This window comes from Streptomyces sp. NPDC002671 (assembly GCF_053592475.1).
Genome location: NZ_JBSFVU010000027.1, coordinates 13,620 through 40,427 on the forward strand (window position 1 = coordinate 13,620; position 26,808 = coordinate 40,427).

Annotated in this window: 27 protein-coding genes; 22 read left to right on the top strand and 5 right to left on the bottom strand. The window is 69.5% G+C overall.

Annotation, left to right across the window (positions count from 1 at the left end):
* Nucleotide 1 precedes the first annotated feature (1 nt).
* From thrC to ACWD35_RS33235, 4 genes are all read left to right on the top strand, one after another.
* Nucleotides 2-1,060, top strand: a complete 1,059-nt coding sequence (thrC, locus tag ACWD35_RS33220; protein WP_451355050.1) for a threonine synthase — start codon at nucleotides 2-4, stop codon at nucleotides 1,058-1,060.
* A 335-nt stretch (nucleotides 1,061-1,395) separates the two neighbouring features.
* Entirely contained in the window at nucleotides 1,396-2,325 is a 930-nt protein-coding gene (thrB, locus tag ACWD35_RS33225) for a homoserine kinase (RefSeq protein WP_451355051.1), read from the top strand.
* A gap of 406 nt (nucleotides 2,326-2,731) precedes the next feature.
* Nucleotides 2,732-4,696 (top strand): transcription termination factor Rho, encoded by a 1,965-nt coding sequence (gene rho, locus ACWD35_RS33230; protein ID WP_451355052.1) that lies wholly within the window; start codon nucleotides 2,732-2,734, stop codon nucleotides 4,694-4,696.
* Between the two features lie 238 nt (nucleotides 4,697-4,934).
* Nucleotides 4,935-6,071, top strand: a complete 1,137-nt coding sequence (locus tag ACWD35_RS33235; protein WP_451355053.1) for an LCP family protein — start codon at nucleotides 4,935-4,937, stop codon at nucleotides 6,069-6,071.
* Nucleotides 6,072-6,080: 9 nt separating this feature from the next.
* On the opposite strand, the gene ACWD35_RS33240 is transcribed toward ACWD35_RS33235, so the two are convergent.
* On the bottom strand, nucleotides 6,081-6,359 hold the full coding sequence (locus ACWD35_RS33240) for a hypothetical protein (RefSeq protein ID WP_451355054.1): 279 nt from the start codon (nucleotides 6,357-6,359) through the stop codon (nucleotides 6,081-6,083).
* A 161-nt stretch (nucleotides 6,360-6,520) separates the two neighbouring features.
* Here ACWD35_RS33240 and rpmE point away from each other — a divergent pair, with 161 nt between their 5' ends.
* The 17 genes from rpmE to ACWD35_RS33325 all read left to right on the top strand — a co-directional run bounded on the left by rpmE (nucleotide 6,521) and on the right by ACWD35_RS33325 (nucleotide 21,766).
* Entirely contained in the window at nucleotides 6,521-6,745 is a 225-nt protein-coding gene (gene rpmE, locus ACWD35_RS33245; RefSeq protein WP_030672379.1) for a 50S ribosomal protein L31, read from the top strand.
* 106 nt (nucleotides 6,746-6,851) lie between these two features.
* Entirely contained in the window at nucleotides 6,852-7,928 is a 1,077-nt protein-coding gene (prfA, locus tag ACWD35_RS33250) for a peptide chain release factor 1 (RefSeq protein ID WP_451355055.1), read from the top strand.
* A 72-nt stretch (nucleotides 7,929-8,000) separates the two neighbouring features.
* Nucleotides 8,001-8,840, top strand: coding sequence for a peptide chain release factor N(5)-glutamine methyltransferase (gene prmC / locus ACWD35_RS33255; protein ID WP_451355138.1), 840 nt, complete (start codon nucleotides 8,001-8,003; stop codon nucleotides 8,838-8,840).
* Between the two features lie 61 nt (nucleotides 8,841-8,901).
* On the top strand, nucleotides 8,902-9,549 hold the full coding sequence (locus tag ACWD35_RS33260; protein WP_451355056.1) for an L-threonylcarbamoyladenylate synthase: 648 nt from the start codon (nucleotides 8,902-8,904) through the stop codon (nucleotides 9,547-9,549).
* Entirely contained in the window at nucleotides 9,546-10,223 is a 678-nt protein-coding gene (locus ACWD35_RS33265) for an arsenate reductase/protein-tyrosine-phosphatase family protein (protein ID WP_451355057.1), read from the top strand. The genes ACWD35_RS33260 and ACWD35_RS33265 overlap by 4 nt, the downstream gene beginning before the upstream one ends.
* A gap of 69 nt (nucleotides 10,224-10,292) precedes the next feature.
* Nucleotides 10,293-11,531, top strand: coding sequence for a serine hydroxymethyltransferase (locus tag ACWD35_RS33270; protein WP_451355058.1), 1,239 nt, complete (start codon nucleotides 10,293-10,295; stop codon nucleotides 11,529-11,531).
* A 151-nt stretch (nucleotides 11,532-11,682) separates the two neighbouring features.
* Entirely contained in the window at nucleotides 11,683-13,035 is a 1,353-nt protein-coding gene (locus ACWD35_RS33275) for an MraY family glycosyltransferase (RefSeq protein ID WP_451355059.1), read from the top strand.
* A gap of 302 nt (nucleotides 13,036-13,337) precedes the next feature.
* Nucleotides 13,338-13,775 (top strand): hypothetical protein, encoded by a 438-nt coding sequence (locus ACWD35_RS33280; RefSeq protein ID WP_451355060.1) that lies wholly within the window; start codon nucleotides 13,338-13,340, stop codon nucleotides 13,773-13,775.
* A gap of 273 nt (nucleotides 13,776-14,048) precedes the next feature.
* Nucleotides 14,049-14,819 carry a F0F1 ATP synthase subunit A gene (atpB, locus tag ACWD35_RS33285; protein WP_451355139.1) on the top strand — a complete coding sequence of 257 codons (771 nt, stop codon included), beginning with the start codon at nucleotides 14,049-14,051 and terminating at the stop codon, nucleotides 14,817-14,819.
* 78 nt (nucleotides 14,820-14,897) lie between these two features.
* Nucleotides 14,898-15,146 carry a F0F1 ATP synthase subunit C gene (locus ACWD35_RS33290; protein ID WP_451355061.1) on the top strand — a complete coding sequence of 83 codons (249 nt, stop codon included), beginning with the start codon at nucleotides 14,898-14,900 and terminating at the stop codon, nucleotides 15,144-15,146.
* A 39-nt stretch (nucleotides 15,147-15,185) separates the two neighbouring features.
* Complete coding sequence (locus tag ACWD35_RS33295; RefSeq protein ID WP_451355062.1) at nucleotides 15,186-15,734, top strand: F0F1 ATP synthase subunit B; 549 nt, start codon at nucleotides 15,186-15,188, stop codon at nucleotides 15,732-15,734.
* Nucleotides 15,731-16,546, top strand: a complete 816-nt coding sequence (locus tag ACWD35_RS33300) for a F0F1 ATP synthase subunit delta (RefSeq protein ID WP_451355063.1) — start codon at nucleotides 15,731-15,733, stop codon at nucleotides 16,544-16,546. The genes ACWD35_RS33295 and ACWD35_RS33300 overlap by 4 nt, the downstream gene beginning before the upstream one ends.
* Nucleotides 16,547-16,686: 140 nt before the next feature.
* Nucleotides 16,687-18,279, top strand: coding sequence for a F0F1 ATP synthase subunit alpha (gene atpA, locus ACWD35_RS33305; protein ID WP_451355064.1), 1,593 nt, complete (start codon nucleotides 16,687-16,689; stop codon nucleotides 18,277-18,279).
* A 21-nt stretch (nucleotides 18,280-18,300) separates the two neighbouring features.
* Entirely contained in the window at nucleotides 18,301-19,218 is a 918-nt protein-coding gene (locus ACWD35_RS33310) for a F0F1 ATP synthase subunit gamma (protein ID WP_451355065.1), read from the top strand.
* Nucleotides 19,218-20,654: a F0F1 ATP synthase subunit beta gene (gene atpD / locus ACWD35_RS33315; RefSeq protein WP_451355066.1), complete on the top strand. Its 1,437-nt coding sequence runs from the start codon at nucleotides 19,218-19,220 to the stop codon at nucleotides 20,652-20,654. Before ACWD35_RS33310 ends, atpD begins: the two co-directional genes overlap by 1 nt.
* A 118-nt stretch (nucleotides 20,655-20,772) precedes the next feature.
* A complete protein-coding gene (locus ACWD35_RS33320; RefSeq protein WP_451355067.1) occupies nucleotides 20,773-21,147 on the top strand; it encodes a F0F1 ATP synthase subunit epsilon in 375 nt (124 codons plus the stop codon).
* A 172-nt stretch (nucleotides 21,148-21,319) separates the two neighbouring features.
* Nucleotides 21,320-21,766, top strand: coding sequence for a DUF2550 domain-containing protein (locus tag ACWD35_RS33325; RefSeq protein ID WP_451355068.1), 447 nt, complete (start codon nucleotides 21,320-21,322; stop codon nucleotides 21,764-21,766).
* 8 nt (nucleotides 21,767-21,774) lie between these two features.
* Here ACWD35_RS33325 and ACWD35_RS33330 read toward each other — a convergent pair whose 3' ends face one another.
* The 3 genes from ACWD35_RS33330 to ACWD35_RS33340 all read right to left on the bottom strand — a co-directional run bounded on the left by ACWD35_RS33330 (nucleotide 21,775) and on the right by ACWD35_RS33340 (nucleotide 25,534).
* Nucleotides 21,775-23,598 (bottom strand): glycosyl hydrolase family 18 protein, encoded by a 1,824-nt coding sequence (locus ACWD35_RS33330; RefSeq protein WP_451355069.1) that lies wholly within the window; start codon nucleotides 23,596-23,598, stop codon nucleotides 21,775-21,777.
* 116 nt (nucleotides 23,599-23,714) lie between these two features.
* On the bottom strand, nucleotides 23,715-24,365 hold the full coding sequence (locus ACWD35_RS33335) for a response regulator (protein WP_451355070.1): 651 nt from the start codon (nucleotides 24,363-24,365) through the stop codon (nucleotides 23,715-23,717).
* Nucleotides 24,362-25,534, bottom strand: a complete 1,173-nt coding sequence (locus ACWD35_RS33340; RefSeq protein WP_451355071.1) for a sensor histidine kinase — start codon at nucleotides 25,532-25,534, stop codon at nucleotides 24,362-24,364. The genes ACWD35_RS33335 and ACWD35_RS33340 overlap by 4 nt, the downstream gene beginning before the upstream one ends.
* A gap of 151 nt (nucleotides 25,535-25,685) precedes the next feature.
* Here ACWD35_RS33340 and ACWD35_RS33345 point away from each other — a divergent pair, with 151 nt between their 5' ends.
* Complete coding sequence (locus ACWD35_RS33345) at nucleotides 25,686-26,228, top strand: hypothetical protein (RefSeq protein ID WP_451355072.1); 543 nt, start codon at nucleotides 25,686-25,688, stop codon at nucleotides 26,226-26,228.
* Here ACWD35_RS33345 and ACWD35_RS33350 read toward each other — a convergent pair.
* On the bottom strand, nucleotides 26,225-26,797 hold the full coding sequence (locus ACWD35_RS33350) for a cob(I)yrinic acid a,c-diamide adenosyltransferase (protein ID WP_451355073.1): 573 nt from the start codon (nucleotides 26,795-26,797) through the stop codon (nucleotides 26,225-26,227). The genes ACWD35_RS33345 and ACWD35_RS33350 overlap by 4 nt on opposite strands.
* Between the last annotated feature and the right edge of the window lie 11 nt (nucleotides 26,798-26,808).

Below are 26,808 nucleotides of genomic sequence, written 5' to 3' on the forward strand. Positions count from 1 at the left end.
AATGACCCACCAATGGCGCGGAATCATCGAGGAGTACCGGGACCGGCTGCCGGTATCCGCCACCACGCCGGTCGTGACGCTTCGCGAGGGGGGTACGCCCCTCGTGCCCGCGCAGGTGCTCTCCGAGCGCACCGGCTGTGAGGTCCACCTGAAGGTGGAGGGCGCCAATCCCACCGGTTCCTTCAAGGACCGGGGCATGACCATGGCCATCAGCAAGGCCAAGGAGGAGGGGGCGAAGGCCGTCATCTGCGCCTCCACCGGCAACACCTCCGCCTCCGCCGCCGCGTACGCGGTGCGGGCGGGCATGGTCTCGGCCGTGCTCGTGCCGCAGGGCAAGATCGCGCTCGGCAAGATGGGCCAGGCCCTCGTACACGGCGCGAAGATCCTCCAGGTCGACGGCAACTTCGACGACTGCTTGACGCTCGCTCGAGCCCTGAGTGAGAACTACCCGGTGGCGCTGGTCAATTCGGTCAACCCGGCGCGCATCGAGGGCCAGAAGACGGCCGCCTTCGAGATCGTGGACATGCTCGGCGACGCGCCCGACATCCACGTCCTGCCGGTGGGCAACGCGGGCAACATCACCGCCTACTGGAAGGGCTACAAGGAGTACGCCGCCGACGGCATCTCCACGAAGACCCCTCGGATGTGGGGTTTCCAGGCCTCCGGCAGTGCACCGATCGTACGCGGCGAGGTCGTCAAGGACCCGTCGACCATCGCCACCGCCATCCGCATCGGCAACCCTGCCTCCTGGCAGTACGCGCTGGCCGCGCGGGACGAGTCCGGCGGTGCCATCGACGAGGTGACGGACCGTGAGATCCTGCGCGCCTACCGGCTGTTGGCCGCGCGGGAGGGCGTCTTCGTGGAGCCCGCCTCCGCCGCCTCCGTGGCCGGTCTGCTCAAGGCCGCCGAGCAGGGCAAGGTCGACCCGGGGCAGCGCATCGTGTGCACCGTCACCGGCAACGGCCTGAAGGACCCCGACTGGGCCGTCGCCGGCGCCCCGCAGCCGGTAACCGTCCCGGTCGACGCGGCCACCGCGGCCGAGCGCCTGGGCCTGGCCTGAGCGCAGGCTCCAGTGCCGGCCCGAGTGCCGGCCTGAGCAGGGGCAAACCCGTGGCGAGGGGCACAGGGGGCTTACGACACGCATCGTGCGCCTCCTGTGCGCCCTATGTCGCCGCAGAACCTTCCTTCGATAGGCTGTACCGAACCCGCCTACCGCATATGCCCTGCGTGTGGCACGGGGCCGCGTCGTCTCCGCGGCCCGACGGGTCTTCGTACGTCATCGAATGTCATCATCGAATGTCCATGTCATCGAATGCCTCCTGAGTGACCATCGAATCCATCGAGCGTCATTCGAGCGCCATTCGAGCCACGCAGCTCAAGGAGAGTCTTCGAGCGATGGCCGGTCCAGCGTTCCGCGCCGCCGCCGTCCGGGTGCGCGTTCCCGCCACCAGCGCCAATCTCGGCCCGGGTTTTGACGCCCTGGGCCTCGCGCTGGGTCTGTACGACGACGTCGTCGTCCGGGTGGCCGACTCCGGGCTGCACATCGACATCGCGGGTGAGGGCAGCGAGACCCTCCCGCGCGACGAGAGCCACCTTCTCGTCCGCTCCGCCCGCACCGCCTTCGATCTGCTGGGCGGACAGCCTCGCGGCCTGGAAATCGTCTGTGCCAACCGCATTCCGCATGGACGGGGCCTGGGTTCCTCCTCCGCTGCCATCTGCGCCGGAATCGTCGCCGCCCGCGCGGTGACCATAGGCGGCGAGGCCAAGCTCGACGACGCGGCCCTGCTGGAGCTGGCCACCGAGATCGAGGGTCATCCCGACAACGTCGCGGCGTGTCTGCTCGGCGGGTTCACCCTGTCCTGGATGGAGGCCGGCGCCGCCCGGGCGATCAGGATGGAGCCCAACGATTCCATCGTTCCGGTGGTTTTCGTCCCCGGAAAGCCGGTACTGACGGAGACCGCCCGCGGTCTGCTGCCGCGCACCGTGCCGCACGTCGACGCCGCCGCCAACGCGGGCCGGGCCGCCCTGCTCGTCGAGGCCCTCACCCGGCGTCCCGAACTGCTGCTGCCCGCCACCGAGGACCGCCTCCACCAGGAGTACCGCGCCCCGGCCATGCCGGAGAGCGCGGCGCTGGTGGAGCGGCTGCGCTCCGACGGCATCCCGGCCGTCATCTCCGGCGCCGGTCCCACCGTGATGGCCCTGGCCGACGCGGGCACCGCCGCCAAGGTGGAGGCCCTGGCCGGCACTGAGTGGGCCGCCAACCGGCTCAGCCTCGACACCCAGGGCGCGAGCGTTCTGCCGCTCGCGACCTCCGGTGTGGACTGACCGCGGACGGTTGCCGGATTTGGAGAGGGGGAATGTTTGTTGGATCCGGTAGTGTTAATCTCAAGTCTGCACCCGACCTGACCACGGCGAGGTGCTTCGTGTCCCCGTCCGGGACAGACATTCTTCCGGGAGCCTCCCAAGCCACTCCGTGTTCCGTGCGCCGTACCTGGGCAGTACGACGTATGCGGACACTGAGCGGGCCGCGCAAGCTCCGGAATCGGTGCGACCACGCCACGTGACACCGGGTGCCACGACTCGCGGAAGCGCCATCACCAGCAAATTTCTCTTCCGCCTCGTTGGCGGACCACCGCCCCGGCACGGTTCACCGAAGACAGGACCGTAGCCGGACAGCACAACCGGTCGCCGAGCCAGACAGGCCGACGTCCGCTCCAGGGAAGGACCCTTCGTGAGCGACACCACCGATCTGATGGGCGCACGTGTCGAGGAGACCGCTGCCGCGCCTGCCACGGACGCCTCCGCGCCTGCCGCCGGTGCCGGCTCCCGGCGGCGCCGCGGTACCGGCCTCGAGGGCATGGTGCTGGCCGAGCTGCAGCAGGTCGCCTCGGGCCTCGGCATCAGGGGCACCGCGCGGATGCGCAAGAGCCAGCTGATCGAGGTCATCAAGGAGGCCCAGGCCGGTGGGGGCGCCGCCCCCAAGGCCGAGGCCGCCACCGAGACCAAGCCCAAGCGCCGGGCCACCTCCAAGGCCCGTACGGGTGAGACCGCCGACGGCGAGAAGAAGGCCGAGGCTCCGGCCGAGAAGGCCGTGGCCCAGCAGCAGATCGAGATCCCCGGCCAGCCCGCCAGCGACGACGCCCCCACCGAGCGCCGCCGCCGCCGTGCCACCGCCGAGGCCGGCAGCCCCGCCGAGGCCGGCAGCCCCGCCGCGACCGGCACCGAGACCGTCGTGGCCGAGGCGAAGGCCGAGCCCAAGGCCGAGACGCCCGCGCAGCCTCAGGGCGAGGCCGGTGACGGCGAGGGCCGTGGCCGCCGCGACCGCCGGGAGCGCGGGCGTGACCGCGACCGCGACCGCCGGGGCAAGGGCGAGGAGCAGCAGGGCCAGCGTCAGCAGGGCCAGCAGCAGGGCGCCGGCCGGCAGGACCGCGGCCAGCAGCAGGACGAGGACGACTTCGAGGGCGGCCGTCGTGGCCGTCGGGGCCGCTACCGCGACCGCCGTGGCCGTCGTGGCCGCGACGAGATGGGCGGCGCCGAGCCGCAGCTCGCCGAGGACGACGTCCTGATCCCCGTCGCGGGCATCCTGGACATCCTCGACAACTACGCCTTCATCCGGACCTCCGGCTACCTGCCGGGCCCGAACGACGTGTACGTCTCCCTCGCCCAGGTCCGCAAGAACGGCCTGCGCAAGGGTGACCACATCACCGGTGCGGTCCGTCAGCCGAAGGAGGGTGAGCGCCGCGAGAAGTTCAACGCGCTGGTCCGCCTCGACTCCGTCAACGGCATGGCGCCCGAACACGGCCGTGGCCGCCCGGAGTTCAACAAGCTGACCCCGCTCTACCCGCAGGACCGCCTCCGCCTGGAGACGGACCCGGGCGTGCTCACCACCCGCATCATCGACCTGGTCTCGCCGATCGGTAAGGGCCAGCGCGGTCTGATCGTGGCCCCGCCGAAGACCGGTAAGACCATGATCATGCAGGCGATCGCCAACGCGATCACGCACAACAACCCCGAGTGCCACCTGATGGTCGTCCTCGTCGACGAGCGTCCGGAAGAGGTCACCGACATGCAGCGGTCGGTCAAGGGCGAGGTCATCTCCTCGACCTTCGACCGCCCGGCCGAGGACCACACCACGGTCGCCGAGCTGGCCATCGAGCGCGCCAAGCGTCTGGTGGAGCTGGGTCACGACGTGGTCGTGCTGCTCGACTCCATCACGCGTCTGGGCCGTGCGTACAACCTCGCGGCGCCCGCCTCCGGCCGCATCCTGTCCGGTGGTGTCGACTCGACCGCCCTGTACCCGCCGAAGCGCTTCTTCGGTGCGGCCCGCAACATCGAGGACGGCGGCTCGCTGACGATCCTCGCCACCGCCCTGGTGGACACCGGGTCCCGCATGGACGAGGTGATCTTCGAGGAGTTCAAGGGCACCGGCAACATGGAGCTGAAGCTCGACCGGAAGCTCGCCGACAAGCGCATCTTCCCGGCGGTGGACGTCGACGCGTCCGGTACCCGTAAGGAAGAGATCCTGCTCGGCAACGAGGAGCTGGCCGTCGTCTGGAAGCTGCGCCGGGTGCTGCACGCGCTCGACCAGCAGCAGGCGATCGAGCTGCTGCTCGACAAGATGAAGCAGACCAAGTCGAACGGCGAGTTCCTGATGCAGATTCAGAAGACGACGCCGACGCCGGGCAACGGGGACTGAGTTCTCAGTGCCCGCGGGCGAGACCTTTGCCACAAGGATCTCGTTCGGCACCGGTTTGCGGATGTACGACGTTTTCTGCTGAAGACGCTGGTGAGCGGGGTTTCGCCCCGCTGACCTGATCACACAGAGTGCCCATCGCTCCACGCGGTGGGCACTTTGCGTTGTGCAACCCTGTCCCGAGTTCCTCCGTCTGACCAGATGGAGCGACGATGGTGACCGGACGAGATCTAGGAGTGATGTGTCCGCCGAGAGCGCGCCGCAGCCCGGCATACCGCAGCCGATCGAGGCCGGCCCGAGCGGGGGCGGCAGGGGGCGTGGCCGCAAGGCTCGGAGCAGGGGTCGTACGGCCCTGCTGGCCGTGGCCTGGACGGCCGCGGGCATCGTGGTGCTGGGCGGCACGGGCGCGGGGTACCTGTACTTCAAGCTCAACGGCAACATCAAGAGCGTCGACATCAACCAGGCGCTAGGCCCGGACCGGCCCTCGAAGCTCGACAACGGTTCCGAGAACATCCTGGTCCTCGGCTCGGACAGCCGCTCCGGCAGCAACAGGAAGCTCGGCGGCGGCACGGACGACGGCAGCGCCCGCTCGGACACGGCGATGATCCTGCACGCTTACCAGGGCCACAAGAAGGCCAGCGTGGTCTCCATCCCGCGGGACACCCTGATCGACCGCCCCGCGTGCACCGACCCGAAGGGCACGACGTACCCGGCCGCGACCGGCGTGATGTTCAACTCCGCGTACTCCACCGGCGGCGCGGCCTGCGCGGTGAAGACGGTCGAGACGATGACCGGCGTCCGCATGGACCACTACCTGGAGGTCGACTTCGCCGGCTTCCAGAAGCTCGTCGACGACCTCGGCGGCGTCCAGGTCACCACGACCAAGAGCATCGACGACCCGCAGAGCCATCTGAGCCTCAAGGCCGGCAGGCACACCCTGAACGGGCAGCAGGCCCTCGGCCTGGTGCGCACCCGGCACGGCGTCGGCGACGGCTCCGACCTGGGCCGCATCCAGCTCCAGCAGGCCTTCATCAAGGCGCTGATGACCCAGGTCAAGCACGTCGGCGTCTTCTCGAACCCCAAGAGGCTGTACGACCTCGCCGACACCGCCACCAAGGCCGTCACCACCGACTCCGACCTCGGCACGGTCAACTCCCTCGCCGACTTCGCGGACGGCCTCAAGGGCATCAGCTCGTCCCACATGAGCATGGTCACGATGCCGGTCCGCTACGACCCGGCCAACCTCAACCGCGTCCTCCCGGCCGCAGCCAAGGACCAGCTGGTCTGGGACGCCCTGAAGAACGACCAGCCCATCCCGAGGGCAGCCACCACAGGCACGGCCACGGGCGAGGCCAAGGGCGTCGTCACGACGCCGTAGCGCCCAGGCTCAGCCGAGCCACCGGGCCGGGTACCGGTGACGCCCCAGCCCGACCGCGGAGAAGACGGCGGCCTGCTGCTCGCCCACGCCGCCGAAGTACTCCGCCTCCACGTAGGCGATCGGGCCGCGGGCGGACCACTCGGCGAGACGCACGTCGAACCCTCCGGGCAGCCACCAGAAACCCAGGGCCCGGGCGGGGCCGCCGCCGGTGACCGAGTCGAACAGGTCGTCCGTCATCGTCCGCAGCACGCTCCCGGCCCCGACCACCCCGCGCAGTTCGTAGCTCACCCCGCGACTCCTTCCGCTCCCGGCCGTCCGGGAATAGTTCCCCCCGACCCCCGGTTTTGGGAGATGCGTCCAGTCCTGGCAGACTGGTACGTCGGCTCCGGTTCACGCTTCCGCATCCCCGTGGTGGCGACCCGGCGCCCTCCCGGAATCTAGGAGACACCTTGAAGCGCGACATCCACCCCGAGTACGTCGAGACGCAGGTCAGCTGCACCTGTGGCGCGTCGTTCACCACCCGTAGCACGATCCAGTCCGGCACCATCCGTGCTGAGGTCTGCTCCGAGTGCCACCCGTTCTACACGGGCAAGCAGAAGATCCTCGACACCGGTGGCCGTGTGGCCCGCTTCGAGGCCCGCTTCGGCAAGGCTGCCGCCGGCTCCAAGAAGTAGCGAGCCCCAAATCGCCGGTCCACGGCCACGCCCTCGCGGGGGTGTGCCCGGGACCGGCGTTTTTGGTCGCCCGCCCTTCCCTTCATCGCAGTATCAGGAGCCCAAGATGTTCGAGGCCGTCGAGGAACTCGTCGCCGAGCACGCCGACCTGGAGAAGCAGCTCGCCGATCCGTCGGTCCACGCCGACCAGGCGAACGCGCGCAAGCTGAACAAGCGCTACGCCGAGCTGACCCCGATCGTCGCCACGTACCGCTCCTGGAAGCAGACCGGCGACGACATCGAGACCGCGCGCGAGCTCGCGGCCGACGACCCCGACTTCGCAGCCGAGGTCAAGGACCTGGAGAAGCAGCGCGAGGAGCTGACCGAGAAGCTGCGCCTCCTGCTGGTCCCGCGTGACCCGAGTGACGACAAGGACGTCCTTCTGGAGATCAAGGCCGGTGCCGGCGGTGACGAGTCGGCGCTGTTCGCCGGTGACCTGCTGCGCATGTACCTGCGGTACGCCGAGCGCATCGGCTGGAAGACCGAGATCATCGACGCCACCGAGTCCGAGCTGGGCGGCTACAAGGACGTCCAGGTCGCCGTGAAGACCAAGGGCGGCCAGGGCGCCACCGAGCCCGGCCAGGGTGTCTGGGCCCGGCTGAAGTACGAGGGCGGCGTGCACCGCGTGCAGCGCGTGCCCGCGACCGAGTCGCAGGGACGGATCCACACCTCGGCGGCGGGCGTCCTGGTGACCCCCGAGGCCGAAGAGGTCGAAGTCGAGATCAACCCCAACGATCTGCGCATCGACGTCTACCGGTCCTCCGGGCCCGGCGGCCAGTCCGTCAACACCACCGACTCCGCCGTGCGCATCACGCACCTGCCGACCGGCGTCGTCGCCTCCTGCCAGAACGAGAAGAGCCAGCTCCAGAACAAGGAGCAGGCGATGCGTATCCTGCGCTCCAGGCTGCTCGCCGCGGCGCAGGAGGAGGCCGAGCGGGAGGCCGCCGACGCCCGCCGCAGCCAGGTCCGCACCGTCGACCGCTCCGAGAAGATCCGCACCTACAACTTCCCGGAGAACCGCATTTCGGACCACCGCGTCGGCTTCAAGGCGTACAACCTGGACCAGGTCCTGGACGGCGACCTCAACGCGGTGATCCAGGCCTGCGTCGACGCCGACTCGGCGGCGAAGCTCGCAGCCGCGTAAGGCACGTACGAGTACTTCCGGAGGGCATGCGTGCAGCAATCCATTGGGGGGCGCCCCTCAAGCAACCGAAGTCTGCTGCTCGCTGAGGTGGCGCAGGCCACCCAGCGGCTGGCCGACGCAGGCGTGCCCTCGCCGCGCACCGACGCGGAGGAGCTGGCCGCGTTCGTGCACGGGGTGAAACGCGGCGAACTCCACTCCGTGAAGGACGCGGACTTCGACGCTCGGTACTGGGAGGTCATCGCCCGCCGCGAGCAGCGTGAGCCGCTCCAGCACATCACCGGGCGGGCCTACTTCCGGTACCTGGAACTCCAGGTCGGCCCGGGGGTGTTCGTGCCGCGCCCGGAGACCGAGTCCGTGGTCGGCTGGGCCATAGACGCCGTGCGCGCCATGGACGTGGTCGAGCCGTGCATCGTCGACCTGTGCACCGGCTCCGGCGCCATCGCGCTCGCCCTCGCCCAGGAGGTCCCGCGCTCGCGCGTGCACGCCGTGGAGCTGTCCGAGGACGCCCTGGTGTGGACGCGGAAGAACGTGGAGGGGTCCAGGGTCGACCTGCGCCAGGGGAACGCCCTGGACGCCTTCCCGGACCTCGACGGCCAGGTCGACCTGGTCATCTCCAACCCGCCGTACATCCCGCTCACCGAGTGGGAGTACGTCGCCCCCGAGGCCCGCGACTACGACCCGGAGCTGGCGCTGTTCTCCGGCGAGGACGGCCTGGACCTCATCCGGGGCCTGGAACGCACCGCGCACCGGCTGCTGCGCCCCGGCGGCGTCGTCGTCATCGAACACGCCGACACCCAGGGCGGGCAGGTGCCGTGGATCTTCACCGAGGAGCTGGGCTGGGCCGACGCGGCCGACCACCCCGACCTCAACAACCGCCCCCGGTTCGCGACCGCCCGCAGGGCGCTGCCGTGAGCACCCCGACGGCAGTCATTTCCGAAGTCCCGCATTTCGTGTACGAGGAGGCCCGCTAGACATGGCACGGCGATACGACACCAACGACTCGACCGACCGCACGACGGGTCTGCGCGAGGCCGCGTCCGCCGTCCGCCGGGGCGAACTGGTGGTGCTGCCGACCGACACCGTGTACGGCATCGGCGCCGACGCGTTCTCCTCGGACGCCGTCGCGGATCTGCTCGCCGCCAAGGGCCGGGGCCGCAGCATGCCCACCCCTGTCCTCATCGGCTCCCCGAACACGCTGCACGGCCTCGTCACGAACTTCTCCGAGCTGGCCTGGGACCTGGTCGACGCGTTCTGGCCGGGCGCGCTGACGCTGGTCGCCAAGCACCAGCCCTCCCTCCAGTGGGACCTGGGCGACACGCGCGGCACGGTGGCCGTCCGCATGCCGCTGCACCCCGTCGCCATCGAGTTGCTCACGGAGGTCGGCCCGATGGCGGTCTCCTCCGCGAACCTCACCGGGCACCCGGCGCCGGAGACCTGCGGCGCCGCCCAGGAGATGCTCGGCGACTCCGTCTCCGTCTACCTCGACGGCGGCCCCACGCCCGCCAACATTCCGTCGTCCATCGTGGACGTCTCCGGCGAGGTGCCGGTGCTGCTGCGCGAGGGCGCGATCTCGCCGGACGAGCTGCGGAAGGTCGTACCCGACCTCGAGGTGGCGAATTGACACCCCCTGAAGCGGGGCGTGGCATAGGCAACGGGGAACGCGAGGCGGAGCAGACCACGACCTTCGGGTTTCCGCGTGACACCTTCCACATCCTCCACGTCAGCACCGGCAATGTGTGCCGCTCGCCGATCACCGAGCGGCTGACCCGGCATTTCGTGGCCGAGCGGCTCGGCGTGCTCGGCGGCGGGCTGGTCGTGACGAGCGCGGGCACCTGGGGCCACGAGGGCGCGCCCATGGAGGAGAACGCGGAGACGGTCCTCGCCGACTTCGGCGCGGACGCCTCCGGCTTCGTCGGCCGGGAACTGCTCGACGAGCACGTCATCAAGGCCGACCTGGTCCTGACCGCCACCCGCGACCACCGCGCCCAGGTCATCTCCATGGGCCACTCGGCGGGCCTGCGCACCTTCACCCTGAAGGAGTTCACCCGCCTGGTCCGCGCGATAGACCCGGCCACCCTGCCGCCCCTGGAGGACGGCGTGGTCCTGCGCGCCCGCGCCCTGGTCCGCGCCGCCGCGGCCCTGCGCGGCTGGCTGCTGGCCCCGACGGCGGAGGCGGACGAGGTGTACGACCCGTACGGGGCACCGCTGCCGTTCTTCCGCTCGGTCGGCGACGAGATACATGAGGCGCTGGATCCGGTGGTGACGGCGTTGACGGGGGTTCCCGCGCGGGCGTAATGGTCGCGCGGGGCGGTCGGGGCGGGCCTACATTGGGGGTACGTCACCGTCGACCGCCCGGAGTCCGTCATGTCGGTCACCACTGTTCCCGAGACCGATGTCCTGCGGCGGCAGGATCCGGAGCTGGCCGAGATCCTGCTCGGGGAGCTGCGCCGGCAGTCGACGACGCTCCAGCTGATCGCAGCCGAGAACTTCACCTCCCCGGCCGTGCTGGCCGCGCTCGGCTCGCCGCTCGCCAACAAGTACGCGGAGGGCTATCCGGGCGCCCGGCACCACGGCGGCTGCGAGATCGTGGACGTCGCCGAGCGCCTCGCGGTCGACCGGGCCAGGGCCCTGTTCGGCGCCGAACACGCCAATGTGCAGGCCCACTCGGGCTCGTCGGCGGTGCTGGCCGCGTACGCCGCCCTGCTGCGCCCCGGTGACACCGTCCTCGCGCTGGGGCTGGCGTACGGCGGTCACCTCACGCACGGTTCGCCCGCCAATTTCTCGGGGCGCTGGTTCGACTTCGTCGGCTACGGCGTCGACGCGGAGACCGGGCTCATCGACCACGACCAGGTGCGCACCCTGGCCCGCGCGCACCGGCCGAAGGCCATCGTGTGCGGCTCGATCGCCTATCCCCGGCACATCGACTACGCCTTCTTCCGGGAGGTCGCCGACGAGGTCGGGGCGTATCTCATCGCGGACGCGGCGCACCCCATCGGCCTGGTCGCCGGGGGAGCCGCGCCCAACCCCGTGCCGTACGCGGACGTCGTCTGCGCGACCACCCACAAGGTGCTGCGCGGCCCGCGCGGCGGGATGCTGCTGTGCGGTGCCGAGCTGGCCGGGCGCGTCGACCGGGCCGTGTTCCCCTTCACGCAGGGCGGCGCCCAGATGCACACCATCGCCGCCAAGGCCGTCGCGTTCGGCGAGGCGGCGACCCCTGCGTTCGGTGCGTACGCCCATCAGGTGGTCGCCAACGCGCGGGTGCTCGCGGCCCGGCTGGCCGCGGAGGGGCTCGCCGTCACCACCGGCGGCACGGACACCCATCTGATCACCGCCGACACCGCCCCGCTCGGCGTGGACGGCCGCACCGCGCGCGGCCGGCTCGCCGCCGCCGGCCTCGTCATGGACTGCTGCGCGCTGCCGCACGGCGACAACCGCGGCCTCAGGCTCGGTACGGCCGCGGTGACCACGCAGGGCATGGGGGAGCCCGAGATGGAGCGGATCGGCGCACTGCTCACGGAGGTGCTGCGCGAGGAGACGGATCCTGCCACGGCGCGGGCCGAGGTACGTGCGCTGACCGGGCGTTTTCCGCCGTATCCGCGCTGATCGGGGGTAGGCGCAGTCGCGTGGACCCCGGTGCGGAGCGTGACGCACAGCCTCACGTGCAACCATCGTCGCTACCCGGAAGTCCTCATCCATATGCGCGCATCGCTAGGGTGTGGGGCTGTGATGGCCAGCGAGACCTGTGGGGAAGCCCGTGCGTGAATACCTGCTGACGCTCTGCATCACGGCCGCGGTGACGTATCTGCTGACAGGGCCGGTACGGAAGTTCGCGATCGTGGCCGGAGCCATGCCGGAGATCCGGGCGCGTGACGTGCACCGGGAACCCACTCCGCGCCTCGGCGGGATCGCCATGTTCTTCGGGCTGTGCGCGGGCCTGCTGGTGGCGGACCACCTCACCAACCTCAACGAGGTCTTCGCGAAGTCGAACGAGCCGCGGGCCCTGCTCTCCGGAGCCGCGCTGATCTGGCTGATCGGCGTCCTGGACGACAAGTTCGAGATCGACGCGCTGATCAAGCTGGGCGGTCAGATGATCGCCGCCGGCGTGATGGTCATGCAGGGTCTGACGATCCTGTGGCTGCCCATCCCGGGCGTCGGCAACGTGGCGCTGACCCAGTGGCAGGGCACCCTGCTCACGGTCGCCCTGGTCGTCATCACGATCAACGCGGTGAACTTCGTGGACGGTCTGGACGGGCTCGCGGCGGGCATGGTCGGCATCGCGGCGACGGCGTTCTTCCTCTACTCGTACCGGATCTGGTACTCGTACGGCATCGAGGCCGCGGCCCCGGGAACGCTGTTCTCGGCGATCCTGGTGGGCATGTGCCTGGGCTTCCTGCCGCACAACATGCACCCGGCGCGGATCTTCATGGGTGACTCGGGCTCGATGCTGATCGGCCTGGTGCTGGCCGCGGGCGCGATCTCCATCACGGGCCAGCTCGACCCGGACGCCCTCGCCCTGTTCACGGGTTCGGAGAAGGCGGCGGTCCACCAGACGGTGCCGGTGTACATCCCGCTGCTGCTGCCGCTCACGATCATCGCCGTACCGGCCGCCGACCTCGTCCTGGCCATCGTCCGCCGCACCTGGCGCGGCCAGTCGCCGTTCGCCGCGGACCGGGGGCATCTGCACCACCGGCTGCTGGAGATCGGGCACTCGCACAGCCGGGCCGTGCTGATCATGTACTTCTGGTCGGCCCTGATCGCTTTCGGCGCGCTCGCCTACTCGGTCAACTCGGCGTCGATGTGGATCGGGCTGGGTGTGGTGTTCCTCAGCGCGGTGGGCCTGGTGCTGCTCCTGCTGCCGCGCTTCACGCCGCGCGCCCCGCGCTGGGCGGAGCGGTTCGTGCCGCCGCGCTACCGGAGGCGCCGGAGCGCCGCCGAGGCGCCCGCGCAGCAGGTCCAGGAGACCGCGCCGCAGGCCCAGGAGAACGTGCAGCAGGCCCCGGGGATCGCCGCGGAGGCCGAGGAGCGCGCCCCCGTCAGCGCCGGGATGCGGGCCGTCAACGGGGCGACCGCGGTGGGCCCCCGTTCGCGTTTCCTTGACCGGCGCTAAGCCCACCAAGGTAAGAATCTGACTAGAGCATTGCCGACTCATGGGGGAGCAAACTCCCCCAATACCAGACAAGTGAACCCGGTTTTTGCACAGACGCGCACTGTCACTCTCATGTGTGACAGTCAGCACAGCCACCAGGTAAAGACCTCATCAAATAGTTTGTGATACGGTTCACGAGAACCCCGGAGAGAGCCGAAGGACCCGAGTGCGACGGTCCTTTGGTGTGAGATCTCGATCACTCAGCCCGGGACTACGCTCGTCCATGACGACACCTGCCCCCCTGTGAAAGCGGAGTTGCCGCCATGCCGTCCAAAGACGTCCGGAACCTTGCGCAGATCGCTGTGCCCACAGCGGCTGCCGGCGTGATCGCCGTCGCCGTGAGCGCCGCGGTCGCGGGGGGCAAGGGCGCGCTCGGTGCGGCCGTCGGCACACTGCTGGCCATCCTGTTCATGGGAATCGGCCTGTACGTGCTCCAGTGGACGGCAAAAACGCTCCCGCAGCTGTTCCAGATGATGGGGCTGATGCTCTACGTCGCGCAGCTGCTGCTCCTCCTGATCTTCGTCGCTGTTTTCAAGGACACCTCCCTCTTCAACGCGAAGGCGTTCGCTGTGGCGCTCGTCGTCGCGACGGTCGTGTGGATGGCCGCGCAAGCTCGCGCGCACATGAAGGCCAAGATCTTCTACATCGACCCGGACTCCGAGAAGAGTGAGAAGCCCGAGAAGACAGGGCCGTCGTCGTGAGGGGTAGGGGCGGGATAAAGGCTTGCGAGATCTCCTGCTATCGTCCGGTGCCAACTGCGGCATCGCGGGCGCGGGCATCTGAGCTGACGCCTGCTCAATCGCGAGGCTCGATGCCCCCCAGCCGCCCCCACATCCGTAACACCTGTCCGGTGCCGATCCGCGGCCGTGTGCCGCGCCGACACAACGAGGTTGCCGAACCTATGCGTCACGCCGAAGGAGCCCGCGGTGAGTGCTGACCAGAACCAGCTCGCCTTTGACTGGAGTTGTCGGATCATGTCCGACAACGGGTGTGGCTTTCCGGCTCCGGGCCTGCACTCCTTCCTGTTCAAGCCCATGGCCACCGTCGGCGGGTTCGAGTTCAACAAGGTGATGCTGCTCGCGCTCGTCACCTCCGCGCTCGTCGTCCTGTTCTTCTCGACGGCCTTCGGTAAGGCCAAGGTCGTCCCGGGCAAGCTCCAGATGATCGGCGAGGCCGGCTACGACTTCGTCCGCCGCGGCATCGTCTACGAGACCCTCGGCAAGCGCGAGGGCGAGAAGTGGGTGCCGTTCATGGTCTCCCTCTTCTTCTTCGTCTGGATCATGAACATCTGGTCCGTGATCCCGCTGGCCCAGTTCCCGGTCTCCTCGGTCATCGCCTTCCCGATGGTCCTGGCCGCGATCGTGTGGATCCTCTGGGTCGGTCTGACGTTCAAGCGCCACGGCTTCGTGGGCTTCTTCAAGAACGTCACGGGCTACGACAAGTCGCTCGGCGCGGTGCTGCCGCTGGTCATGCTGATCGAGTTCCTCTCGAACCTGTTCGTGCGGCCCTTCACCCACGCGGTGCGACTGTTCGCCAACATGTTCGCCGGTCACCTGATGCTGGTGATGTTCACCGTCGCCTCCTGGTACCTGATGAACAGCTGGATGGTCCCGGCTGCCGGCGTCTCCTTCGTGATGACGCTTGCGATGATCGGCTTCGAGCTTTTCGTACAGGCCGTCCAGGCGTACGTCTTCGTACTCCTTGCCTGCTCGTACATTCAGGGTGCTCTGGCCGAGCACCACTGAGCCGAACCACCCGCCCTCAACCCCCAGCCGTCCGGTGGCCAACCCCCACCGGTCCATGAAAGAGAAGGAAGAACCGGCATGTCCGCTGCTCTTGAGACCCTTGCCGCCACCGCTGGTGTCCACGGCTCCGTCGGCTCGATCGGCTACGGCCTCGCTGCGATCGGCCCCGGCGTCGGCGTCGGCATCATCTTCGGTAACGGCACCCAGGCCCTGGCCCGCCAGCCCGAGGCGGCCGGTCTGATCCGCGCCAACCAGATCCTGGGCTTCGCCTTCTGTGAGGCGCTCGCCCTCATCGGCATCGTTATGCCGTTCGTGTTCGGTAAGTAATCACCCCTTACCCGACACGAAACGACGAAAGGCACTGATGTGATCGCCAACCTGGTACAGCTGGCGGCCGAGGAAGAGCAGAACCCGCTCGTTCCGGCCGGTCCCGAGCTGCTCGTCGGCACCATCGCCTTCGCCATCGTGTTCTTCTTCTTCTGGAAGAAGCTGCTTCCGAACATCAACAAGGTTCTGGAGGAGCGTCGAGCGGCGATCGAAGGCGGCATCGAAGAGGCCGACGCCATGAAGGTCGAGGCCCAGAGCGTCCTTGAGCAGTACAAGGCCCAGCTCGCCGAGGCCCGGCACGAAGCCGCGCGTCTGCGCCAGGAGGCGCAGGAGCAGGGTGCCGCGCTCATCGCCGAGATGCGGGCCGAGGGCCAGCGGCAGCGCGAGGAGATCGTCGCCGCCGGTCACACGCAGATCGACGCCGACCGCAAGGCCGCCGCGCAGGCGCTCCGGCAGGACGTCGGCACGCTCGCCACGGAGCTGGCCGGCAAGCTCGTCGGGGAGTCCCTCGAGGACCACGCCCGCCAGAGCCGTGTGATCGACCGCTTCCTCGACGAGCTTGAGGAGAAGGCCGAGGCCACGCGATGAACGGAGCGAGCCGCGAGGCCCTGGCAGCCGCACGTGAGCGTCTCGACGCGCTGACGGACTCCACGTCCGTGGACGCCGTACAGCTCGCGGACGAGCTGGCGGCCGTCACCGCGCTGCTCGACCGCGAGGCCGGCCTGCGTCGGGCCCTCACCGACCCGGCGCAGCCCGCAGAGGCCAAGGCGGAGCTGGTCCAGCGCCTGATCGGCGGCCAGGTCAGCGGTACCACCGCCGACCTGGTGTCCGGGATGGCCCGCGCTCGCTGGTCGCAGCCCCGCGACCTGGTCGACGCGCTGGAGCAGCTGGCGGACATCGCCGACCTCACCGCCGCGGAGAAGTCGGGCACGCTGGACGACGTGGAGGACGAGCTGTTCCGGTTCAGCCGGATCGTCTCCTCCAACACCGACCTGCGCGCCGCGCTGACCGACCGCGCCGCCGGCACCTCGGCCAAGACCGAGCTGCTGCGCCGGCTGCTGGGCGGGCGGGCGAAGCCGGCCACCGAGCGTCTGGTGACGCGCCTCGTGACCGCGCCGCGTGGACGTAGCCTGGAGTCGGGACTGGAGTCCCTGTCCAAGCTCGCCGCCGAGCGCCGGGACCGCATGGTCGCAGTCGTCACCTCGGCGGTGCCGCTGAGTGATGGCCAGAAGCAGCGCCTCGGCGCCGCCCTGACCAAGCTCTACGGCCGTCGGATGCACCTCAACCTCGACGTCGACCCCGAGGTCGTCGGCGGGATCCGGGTGCAGGTCGGTGACGAGGTCATCAACGGTTCCGTCGCGGACCGGCTGGAGGACGCGGCCCGCCGCATGGCGAGCTAGCAGCACCTCGGTATTTCGAGAAAAGCAGTAAGTACTTACGGCCCTGGTTGGGCCGTGCAGAGGATTCACCTCTTTCAGGGGGGAGTCCCCATCCCCCCAAAGTGAAACTTCGGGCCCAACAAGGAGAGCAGGGAACCCAGATGGCGGAGCTCACGATCCGGCCGGAGGAGATCCGGGACGCGCTGGAGAACTTCGTCCAGTCGTACAAGCCGGACGCGGCCTCGCGCGAGGAGGTCGGTACGGTCACCCTTGCCGGCGACGGCATCGCGAAGGTCGAGGGCCTGCCCTCGGCCATGGCCAACGAACTGCTGAAGTTCGAGGACGGCACCCTCGGCCTCGCGCTCAACCTGGAAGAGCGCGAGATCGGCGCCATCGTCCTCGGTGAGTTCAGCGGCATCGAGGAGGGTCAGCCGGTCACGCGCACCGGTGAGGTGCTCTCCGTCGCGGTCGGCGAGGGCTACCTCGGCCGTGTTGTCGACCCGCTCGGCAACCCGATCGACGGCCTCGGCGAGGTCGAGACGTCCGGCCGCCGCGCCCTTGAGCTGCAGGCCCCCACGGTCATGCAGCGCAAGTCGGTGCACGAGCCGATGGAGACCGGCTACAAGGCCGTCGACGCGATGACCCCGATCGGCCGTGGTCAGCGTCAGCTGATCATCGGTGACCGCCAGACCGGCAAGACCGCCCTGGCCGTCGACACGATCATCAACCAGCGCGACAACTGGCGCTCGGGCGACCCGAAGAAGCAGGTCCGCTGCATCTACGTCGCCATCGGCCAGAAGGGCTCCACCATCGCCGGCGTGCGCCGCGCGCTGGAGGAGAACGGCGCCCTGGAGTACACGACCATCGTCGCCGCCCCGGCGTCCGACCCGGCCGGCTTCAAGTACCTGGCGCCGTACACCGGTTCGGCCATCGGTCAGCAGTGGATGTACGAGGGCAAGCACGTCCTCATCATCTTCGACGACCTCTCGAAGCAGGCCGACGCCTACCGCGCCGTGTCCCTGCTGCTGCGCCGCCCGCCGGGCCGTGAGGCCTACCCGGGTGACGTCTTCTACCTGCACTCCCGTCTGCTGGAGCGCTGCGCCAAGCTCTCCGACGACATGGGCGCCGGCTCGATGACCGGTCTGCCGATCGTCGAGACCAAGGCCAACGACGTCTCGGCGTTCATCCCGACCAACGTCATCTCCATCACCGACGGCCAGTGCTTCCTGGAGTCGGACCTGTTCAACGCCGGTCAGCGTCCCGCGCTGAACGTCGGTATCTCCGTCTCCCGAGTCGGTGGTTCCGCGCAGCACAAGGCGATGCGCCAGGTCTCCGGTCGTCTGCGTGTCGACCTCGCCCAGTTCCGTGAGCTGGAGGCGTTCGCCGCCTTCGGTTCCGACCTGGACGCGGCTTCCAAGGCCCAGCTGGAGCGCGGTCAGCGCATGGTCGAGCTGCTGAAGCAGGACCAGTACCAGCCGATGGCCACCGAGGACCAGGTCGTCTCCGTCTGGGCCGGCACCAACGGCCGTATGGACGAGGTCCCGGTCGCCGACATCCGCCGCTTCGAGCGGGAGCTGCTGGACTACCTGCACCGCCAGGAGTCGGGTCTGCTCACCTCCATCCGTGAGGGCGCCAAGATGTCCAACGACACGATCCAGGCGATCGACGACGCCGTGGCCGCGTTCAAGAAGCAGTTCGAGACCTCGGACGGCAAGCTGCTCGGCGAGGACACTCCTGCCGCTGCCGCCAAGTGACGTAAGGAAGGGACCTGACTCATGGGAGCCCAGCTCCGGGTCTACAAGCGTCGCATCCGATCCGTCAGCGCGACCAAGAAGATCACCAAGGCGATGGAGATGATCGCCGCCTCGCGCGTCGTCAAGGCGCAGCGCAAGGTGGCGGCCTCCACGCCGTACGCGACCGAGCTGACGCGCGCGGTCACGGCGGTCGGTACGGGTTCGAACACCAAGCACCCGCTCACCACGGAGGCGGAGAACCCGGCCCGCGCCGCGGTCCTGCTCCTCACGAGCGACCGCGGTCTGGCCGGCGCCTTCAACTCCAACGCCATCAAGGCGGCGGAGCAGCTGACCGAGCGCCTGGAGCGCGAGGGCAAGCAGGTCGACACGTACATCGTCGGCCGGCGCGGTGTCGCCCACTACAACTTCCGTGAGCGCAAGGTCGCGGAGTCGTGGACGGGCTTCACGGACGAGCCGTCGTACGCTGACGCCAAGAAGGTGGCGGAGCCTCTGATCGAGGCCATCGAGAAGAACACGGCCGACGGCGGCGTGGACGAACTCCACATCGTCTTCACCGAGTTCGTCTCGATGATGACGCAGACGGCGCTCGACGCCCGGCTGCTGCCGCTGCGCCTCGAAGAGGTCGCGGAGGAGGTCGCCCACAAGGGCGAGATCCTTCCGCTGTACGACTTCGAGCCCTCGGCGGAGGACGTCCTCGACGCCCTGCTGCCGCGCTACGTGGAGAGCCGCATCTACAACGCGCTGCTCCAGTCGGCCGCTTCGAAGCACGCCGCCACGCGGCGCGCGATGAAGTCGGCCACCGACAACGCGGGCGAGCTGATCAACACGCTCTCCCGTCTTGCCAACGCGGCCCGCCAGGCCGAAATCACCCAGGAAATCAGCGAGATCGTCGGTGGCGCCAGCGCCCTGGCCGACGCGACCGCGGGGAGTGACCGATAATGACCACCACTGTTGAGACCGCGACGGCTACGGGCCGCGTCGCCCGGGTCATCGGCCCGGTCGTCGACGTGGAGTTCCCCGTCGACGCGATGCCGGAGATCTACAACGCCCTTCACGTCGAGGTGGCCGACCCGGCCAACGCCGGCGAGAAGAAGACGCTGACCCTGGAGGTCGCCCAGCACCTGGGTGACGGCCTGGTCCGCACCATCTCCATGCAGCCCACCGACGGTCTGGTCCGCCAGGCCTCGGTCTCGGACACCGGCAACTCCATCACGGTGCCCGTCGGTGACTTCACCAAGGGTAAGGTGTTCAACACCCTCGGTGAGGTGCTGAACGTCGACGAGCAGTACGACGGCGAGCGCTGGGGCATCCACCGCAAGGCCCCGAACTTCGACGAGCTCGAGTCGAAGACCGAGATGTTCGAGACCGGTGTCAAGGTCATCGACCTGCTGACCCCGTACGTCAAGGGCGGCAAGATCGGTCTGTTCGGCGGCGCCGGCGTCGGCAAGACGGTGCTCATCCAGGAGATGATCTACCGCGTCGCCAACAACCACGACGGTGTCTCCGTGTTCGCCGGTGTCGGTGAGCGCACCCGTGAGGGCAACGACCTCATCGAGGAGATGTCCGACTCGGGCGTCATCGACAAGACCGCGCTCGTCTTCGGTCAGATGGACGAGCCCCCGGGCACCCGTCTGCGCGTCGCGCTGGCCGGCCTCACCATGGCCGAGTACTTCCGTGACGTCCAGAAGCAGGACGTGCTGTTCTTCATCGACAACATCTTCCGCTTCACGCAGGCCGGTTCCGAGGTCTCCACGCTGCTCGGCCGTATGCCGTCCGCGGTGGGTTACCAGCCGAACCTGGCCGACGAGATGGGCCTCCTCCAGGAGCGCATCACCTCGACCCGTGGTCACTCGATCACCTCGATGCAGGCGATCTACGTCCCCGCGGACGACCTGACCGACCCGGCCCCGGCCACCACCTTCGCCCACCTCGACGCGACGACGGTTCTGTCCCGTCCGATCTCCGAGAAGGGCATCTACCCGGCCGTGGACCCGCTGGACTCCACGTCCCGGATCCTGGACCCGCGCTACATCGCGGCGGACCACTACAACGCGGCCATGCGCGTGAAGACGGTCCTCCAGAAGTACAAGGACCTCCAGGACATCATCGCGATCCTCGGTATCGACGAGCTGGGCGAGGAGGACAAGCTCGTTGTCCACCGTGCCCGTCGCGTGGAGCGCTTCCTGTCCCAGAACACCCACGTCGCCAAGCAGTTCACCGGCGTCGACGGTTCGGACGTCCCGCTGGACGAGTCGATCGCGGCCTTCAACGCGATCATCGACGGTGAGTACGACCACTTCCCGGAGCAGGCGTTCTTCATGTGCGGTGGTCTTGAGGACCTGAAGCAGAACGCGAAGGAGCTGGGCGTCTCCTGACTCCGGCACCTGCCTGAGTCGTGAGGGGGCGGGCACGTCCCCGCCCCCTCTCTCACGCCCACTAGACTTGTAACCAACACCCGGCAGAACCGCCGGGTGGTGACCCGAGGAGCCACCCTTGGCTGCTGAGCTGCACGTCGAGCTGGTCGCCGCCGACCGCCAGGTCTGGTCCGGCGAGGCCACCCTGGTCGTCGCGCGCACCACGTCCGGCGACATCGGCGTCATGCCCGGTCACCAGCCGCTGCTCGGTGTGCTGGAGTCGGGCCCGGTGACCATCCGTACGAGTGATGGTGGAACGGTCGTTGCCGCGGTGCACGGCGGTTTCATCTCGTTCGCGGACAACAAGCTGTCGCTGCTGGCCGAGATCGCCGAGCTGGCGGACGAGATCGATGTCCAGCGCGTCGAGCGCGAGCTGGAGCGCGCGAAGGCGGAGGGCGACGCCGCCGCCGAGCGCCGTGCGGACGTCCGCCTGCGTGCGGCGGCGGCGCGCTGAACCCAGCGCGCGGCGCGTTGACGTCACTCAGCCGCGGCCGGCCCGGAGCAATCCGGTGCCGGTCGCGGCTGAGGCAGATACGGGTGGCTTTTCCTTTTCATTACTCAGTTACAGACGCAGACGTAGTTCCGGATTCAGTTCCAGTGCCTAGGAGACGAGGAGGTCGGTGCCGATGGTCCTCGCTCTGACTGTGTGCGGGATCGTGATCGCGCTCGTGGTGGTGGGTCTGTTCCTGTTCGGTCTGCGCCGCAGGCTGATCCAGCGTTCGGGCGGCACCTTCGACTGTTCGCTGCGCTGGGACGTCGCCGAGAAACCGGACGCCAACGGCAAGGGCTGGAGCTACGGCGTCGCCCGCTACAACGGTGACCGCATCGAGTGGTACCGGGTCTTCTCGTACGCCTTCCGGCCGCGCAGGATCCTGGAGCGGGCCCAGATCGAGGTGTCCGGCCGCCGCCTGCCCGAGGGCGAGGAGGAGCTGGCGCTGCTCTCCGATTCGGTCGTCCTCGCCTGTACGCACCGGGGCACGCGCCTCGAACTCGCCATGAGCGAAGACGCGCTGACCGGATTTCTCGCGTGGCTGGAGGCAGCCCCGCCCGGTCAGCGCGTCAATGTCGCTTAGGCGTTCTTCTACAGATTGCTGTTGATGGCGCTCACCAGCTCGCCGTTGCTGGTGTCACCGCTGAACTCCCAGAAGAACGCGCCGCCGAGGCCCTGGTTCCTGGCCCACGCCATCTTCGTCGCGATGGTGGCGGGGGTGTCGTACGACCACCAGTTGCTGCCGCAGTGCGCGTACGCCGTGCCCGCGATGGTGCCGGTGGCCGGGCAGGACGTCTTGAGCACCTTGTAGTCCTCGATGCCCTGCTCGTACGTGCCCGCCGCCGGGCCCGTGGCCGTGCCGCCCGGGGCGTCCTGGGTGACGCCGGTCCAGCCGCGGCCGTAGAAGCCGATGCCGATGAGCAGCTTGTTCGCGGGGACGCCGATCGCCTTGTACTTGGCCATCGCGTCGGCGGTGGTGAAGCCCGCCTTCGGGATGCCGCTGTACGAGGTGAGCGGGGAGTGCGGGGCCGTCGGGCCCTTGGCGTCCCAGGCGCCGAAGAAGTCGTACGTCATCACGTTGTACCAGTCGACGTACTGGGCGGCGCCCGCGTAGTCGGCGGACTCGATCTTGCCGCCGGCGGAGCCGTCCGCGGTGACCGCGGCCGTGACCAGGGCGGAGGAGCCGAACTTGGCGCGCAGCGCGGCCATCACGTTCTTGAAGGCCGCCGCCCCGCTGGTGTCACAGGACAGACCACAGGCGTTCGGGTACTCCCAGTCGATGTCGATGCCGTCGAAGACATCGGCCCAGCGCGGGTCCTTGACCAGGTTGTAGCAGGACTGCGCGAAGGCGGTCGGGTTGGCCGCTGCCTGCCCGAAGCCGCCGGACCAGGTCCAGCCGCCGAAGGACCACAGCACCTTGAGGTTCGGGTACTTGGCCTTCAGCTCGCGCAGCTGGTTGAAGTTGCCGCGCAGCGGCTGGTCCCAGGTGTCGGCGACCCCGCTGACGGACTGGTCGGCGGTGAACGCCTTGTCGTAGTCGGCGTAGGAGTCGCCGATCGCGCACTGGCCGTTCGTGACGTTGCCGAAGGCGTAGTTGATGTGCGTGATCTTCGACGCCGAGCCGGAGGTCACCAGGTTCTTGACGTTGTAGTTGCGGCCGTAGATGCCCCACTCGGTGAAGTAGCCGAGCTTGACCTTGGAGCCGCCGGTGGGCGGGGGAGTGGTGCCGCCTCCCGTGGTGTGGACCGCGACCGCGCCGCTGACCGGGCCGGTCTGGTCGGCGGTGTCGCGGGCCTGCACGGTGTAGGAGTAGTCGGTGCCGGCGGTCAGGCCGGTGTCCGTGTACGACGTCGTGGTCACGGTGGAGACGACCTTGCCGTCGCGCAGCACGTCGTAGTTCTTGATGCCCTTGTCGTCGGTGGCCGCGCTCCAGCTGAGCTTCACCGAGGTGTCGGTGACGGAAGAGGCGGTGGGAGTGCCCGGTGCCGAGGGGGCCGCGTCGCCCGGAGCCGTCGTACCGTCACAACTGTCGCCGTTGAGCTTGCAGTTGCTCGGCGAGCCCGAGCCGGCGCCGTTGAAGCCGAAGGAGACGGAGGCGCCCGGGGCGAGGGTGCCGTTGTAGGACTTGTTCTTGGCGGTCCAGTGGGTGCCGGAGTTGGTGACGTCCGCGTCCCACGCGGAGGTGACGGACGTGCCGGAGGGGAAGTCCCACTCGACCGTCCAGGAACTGATGCTGCTGGTACCGGTGTTCTTGATGGTCCACTGACCGCCGAAGCCGGTTCCCCAGTCGCTGGTCTTGGTGTAAGTGGCGGTGGCGTTCGTCGCGGCCTCGGCGGGGCCCGCGAGACCGACCAGGCCGGCCAGGGGGAGCAACAGGGTCGCGAACCCTGCCGCGGCTCTGTGTCTGAAGCGCATGCTGCGCCTCCCTCTTTATCGGGGATGTCAGGGGCATGACTGAGCCTTCACGCCCGCGGTGCCGCGAGAATAGAAAGGTCTGGACCACAGGTCAATAGGTCTGGACCACTCGCCCCTCAGTTCGAGTGGATCCCCAACTCCTGCGCCAGCACGGCGGCTTGCACCCGGCTGCGTAGCTCCAGCTTGGCCAGCAGCCGACTGACGTGCGTCTTCACCGTGCCCTCCGCCATCTCCAGCCGCCTCGCGATCTCGGCGTTGGACAGCCCCTCGCCGATGTGCGCCAGCACCTCGCGCTCACGCCGGGTGAGACCGTCCAGCACGGCCGGGTCGGCCTTCGCGACCCGCGCCGGCTGCGCGGCGAACTCCGCGATCAGCCGCCGGGTGACCGCGGGCGCGACGATCCCCTCCCCGCGCGCCACCGTCCGCACCGCCGCCAGCAGATCCCGCGCCTCGGTGTTCTTCAGCAGAAACCCGGCCGCGCCCGCCCGCAGCGCGCCGAACACGTACTCGTCGAGGTCGAAGGTGGTCAGCACCAGGACGTCCGCGAGTTGCTCCGCGACGATCTGCCGGGTCGCCGACACCCCGTCGAGTCGCGGCATCTGAACGTCCATCAGCACCACGTCCGGACGCAGTTCCCGGGCCACTTCGACCGCCCGCTCCCCGTCCGCCGCCTCCCCGGCCACCTCGATGTCGGGCGCGCTGCCCAGGATGAGCACGAGCCCGGCGCGGACGGCGGACTGGTCCTCGGCCACCAGCACGCGAATCATGCGGGGTCTCCTTCGGTGAGCGGAAGAGCGGCGCGCACGGTCCACAGCCCGTGCTCGGGTCCGGCCGCGAAGCTGCCGCCGAGCAGCGCGGCCCGCTCGCGCATGCCGGTGAGGCCGGAGCCCGAGCCGGGGGCGCGCGGGCGGTCGCCGGGCCGGTAGGGGCTGGTCACCCGGACGTGCAAGGCGTCGCTCTGCTGCCGCAGGGCGATGTCGACGCGCCCCTGCGCCGCGTGCTTCAGCGCGTTGGTCAGCGACTCCTGCACGATCCGGTAGGCGGCCAGCTCGACCGGCGCGGGGACACGGTCGTGCACGGCGTCGAGGCTGACGTCCAGGCCGTTGGCGCGGGCACCCGCGACCAGGGCGCCGACGCCGTCCAGGGTCGGGGTCGCGGCCGGTTCGAGGTCGCCGGAGCTGTCCCGCAGGATCCCGATCAGGCGGCGCATCTCGGCCAGCCCCTCCACGCTGTTCTCCCGGACGACGGCCAGGGCGTCCCGGGAGGTCTGCGGATCGTCGAGGGAGAGCGCGGCCGTGGAGTGGATGGCGATGGCTGACAGGTGGTTGGCCACCACGTCGTGCAACTCCCGTGCCATCCGGGCCCGTTCGGCGGTGATCGCCTGCGTCCGGTCCATCTCCGCGAGCAGCGCGGTCTGTTCGGCTCGCAGCCGGGCGGCCTCGGCCGCGTCCCGGTGGTTGCGCACCACCCAGCCGGTCGAGGCCGGCGCGAACGCCACCACGCCGACGCCCACGCCGATCAGCAGGCCCTGGGGATCGCGCCAGAGAGCGGCGGGTACGACCCCGCCGAGCACGGTCAGCATCCCGGTGACCCAGGGGATGCGCCGGGCGGCGGTCGCGCTGCCGTACAGGACGGCCGCGTACACCAGGTCCGTGTACAGCACGACCGTGACGACGCTGCCCAGGGTCACCGTGTCCCCGACGAGCGCCACGGTGCCGACCAGCAGGCCGAACCGGGGCCGGATGCGGCGCAGCGGCTCGCAGGCGGCGGTCATCGCGAGCGGCACCAGCGGGCCCCAGGGCGCCCGCCACAGCACGAGGCCGTCGGAGGGCACACGGGGGTGCATACCGAGGGCCCACATCAGCACCCCGCCGAGCAGCCCGCCCACGGCGATGCGCAGGTCGTCGCGGTGGGGGCGGGGGAGTGTGCGGGGCATGAGCCCATCCAACACGGCCCACGGCCCGTCCGTCTGCTCCCCGGGAAGGGTCCCCAACTGCAACTTTCGCTTACCGCCGGTTCCTCTGCGACGACGACGCCCGAGCCTTTTGCAGCCGGAAGCCTTGAGGGGTGAGCGAAGGGAGCGTGCCGTGATCGTCGGACTGATCGTCGCCTGTGAGGTGGCGTTCTGGGTGCTGCTGGCGGCCGGACTGGTCTTCCGGTACGCGCTGCGGATGCCGCGCACCGGTCTCGCGCTGCTGCTGTGCGAGCCGCTGCTGGAGGTGGTGCTGTTCACGGTGACCGCGATCGACCTCAAGCACGGCGCCCAGCCCGACTGGCGGCACGGCCTCGCCGCGGTCTACATCGGCTTCACGGTGGGCCTCGGCCACTCCACCGTCAGGTGGGCCGACGCCCGCGTCGCCCATCGCTTCGCCGGCGGCCCCCCGCCGGTGCGGCCCCCTAAGTACGGCACGGCCCGCGCCGTCCACGAGTGGAAGGTCGCGGGCCGCTGGATCCTGGCCTCGCTCGTCGCCCTGGCCCTGCTGCAGGGCGCGGTCTGGTACGTCGGCGGCGACGGCGAGACCGGTTCGCTGCGGGCCTGGCAGCTGCGCATGGTGTGGGTGATCGGCATCAACGTGGTGATCGCCGCCAGCTACTCCTTGTTCCCGAAGGTCCCCAAGCGCGAGCCCTAACGCTCCCCGCCCGGGACCCACAGCACGTCCCCGACCTCCTTGTTCGCGACCCGCGCCAGAATGAAGAGCAGGTCGGAGAGGCGGTTGAGGTAGGTCGCGGTGAGCGGGTTCATGGTCTCGCCGTGCACCTCCAGAGCCGCCCAGGTGGAGCGCTCGGCCCGTCGTACGACCGTGCAGGCCTGGTGCAGCAGGGCCGCGCCCGTGGTGCCGCCGGGGAGGATGAAGGAGCGCAGCTTCTCCAGCTGCTCGTTGAAGCGGTCGCAGTCCGCCTCCAGCTTGTCGACGTAGAACTGCTCGACCCTCAGCGGCGGGTACTTGGGGTTCTCCACCACCGGCGTCGACAGATCGGCGCCCACGTCGAAGAGGTCGTTCTGGACACGGGTGAGGACCTTCACGACCTCCTCGTCCAGGCCGCCCAGCGCGATGGCGGTGCCGATCACCGCGTTGGCCTCGTTGGCGTCCGCGTACGCGGAGATCCTGAGGTCCGTCTTGGGCACCCGGCTCATGTCCCCGAGATTGGTGGTGCCCTGGTCGCCGGTCCGGGTGTAGATGCGTGTCAGATTGACCATGTGGCCAGCGT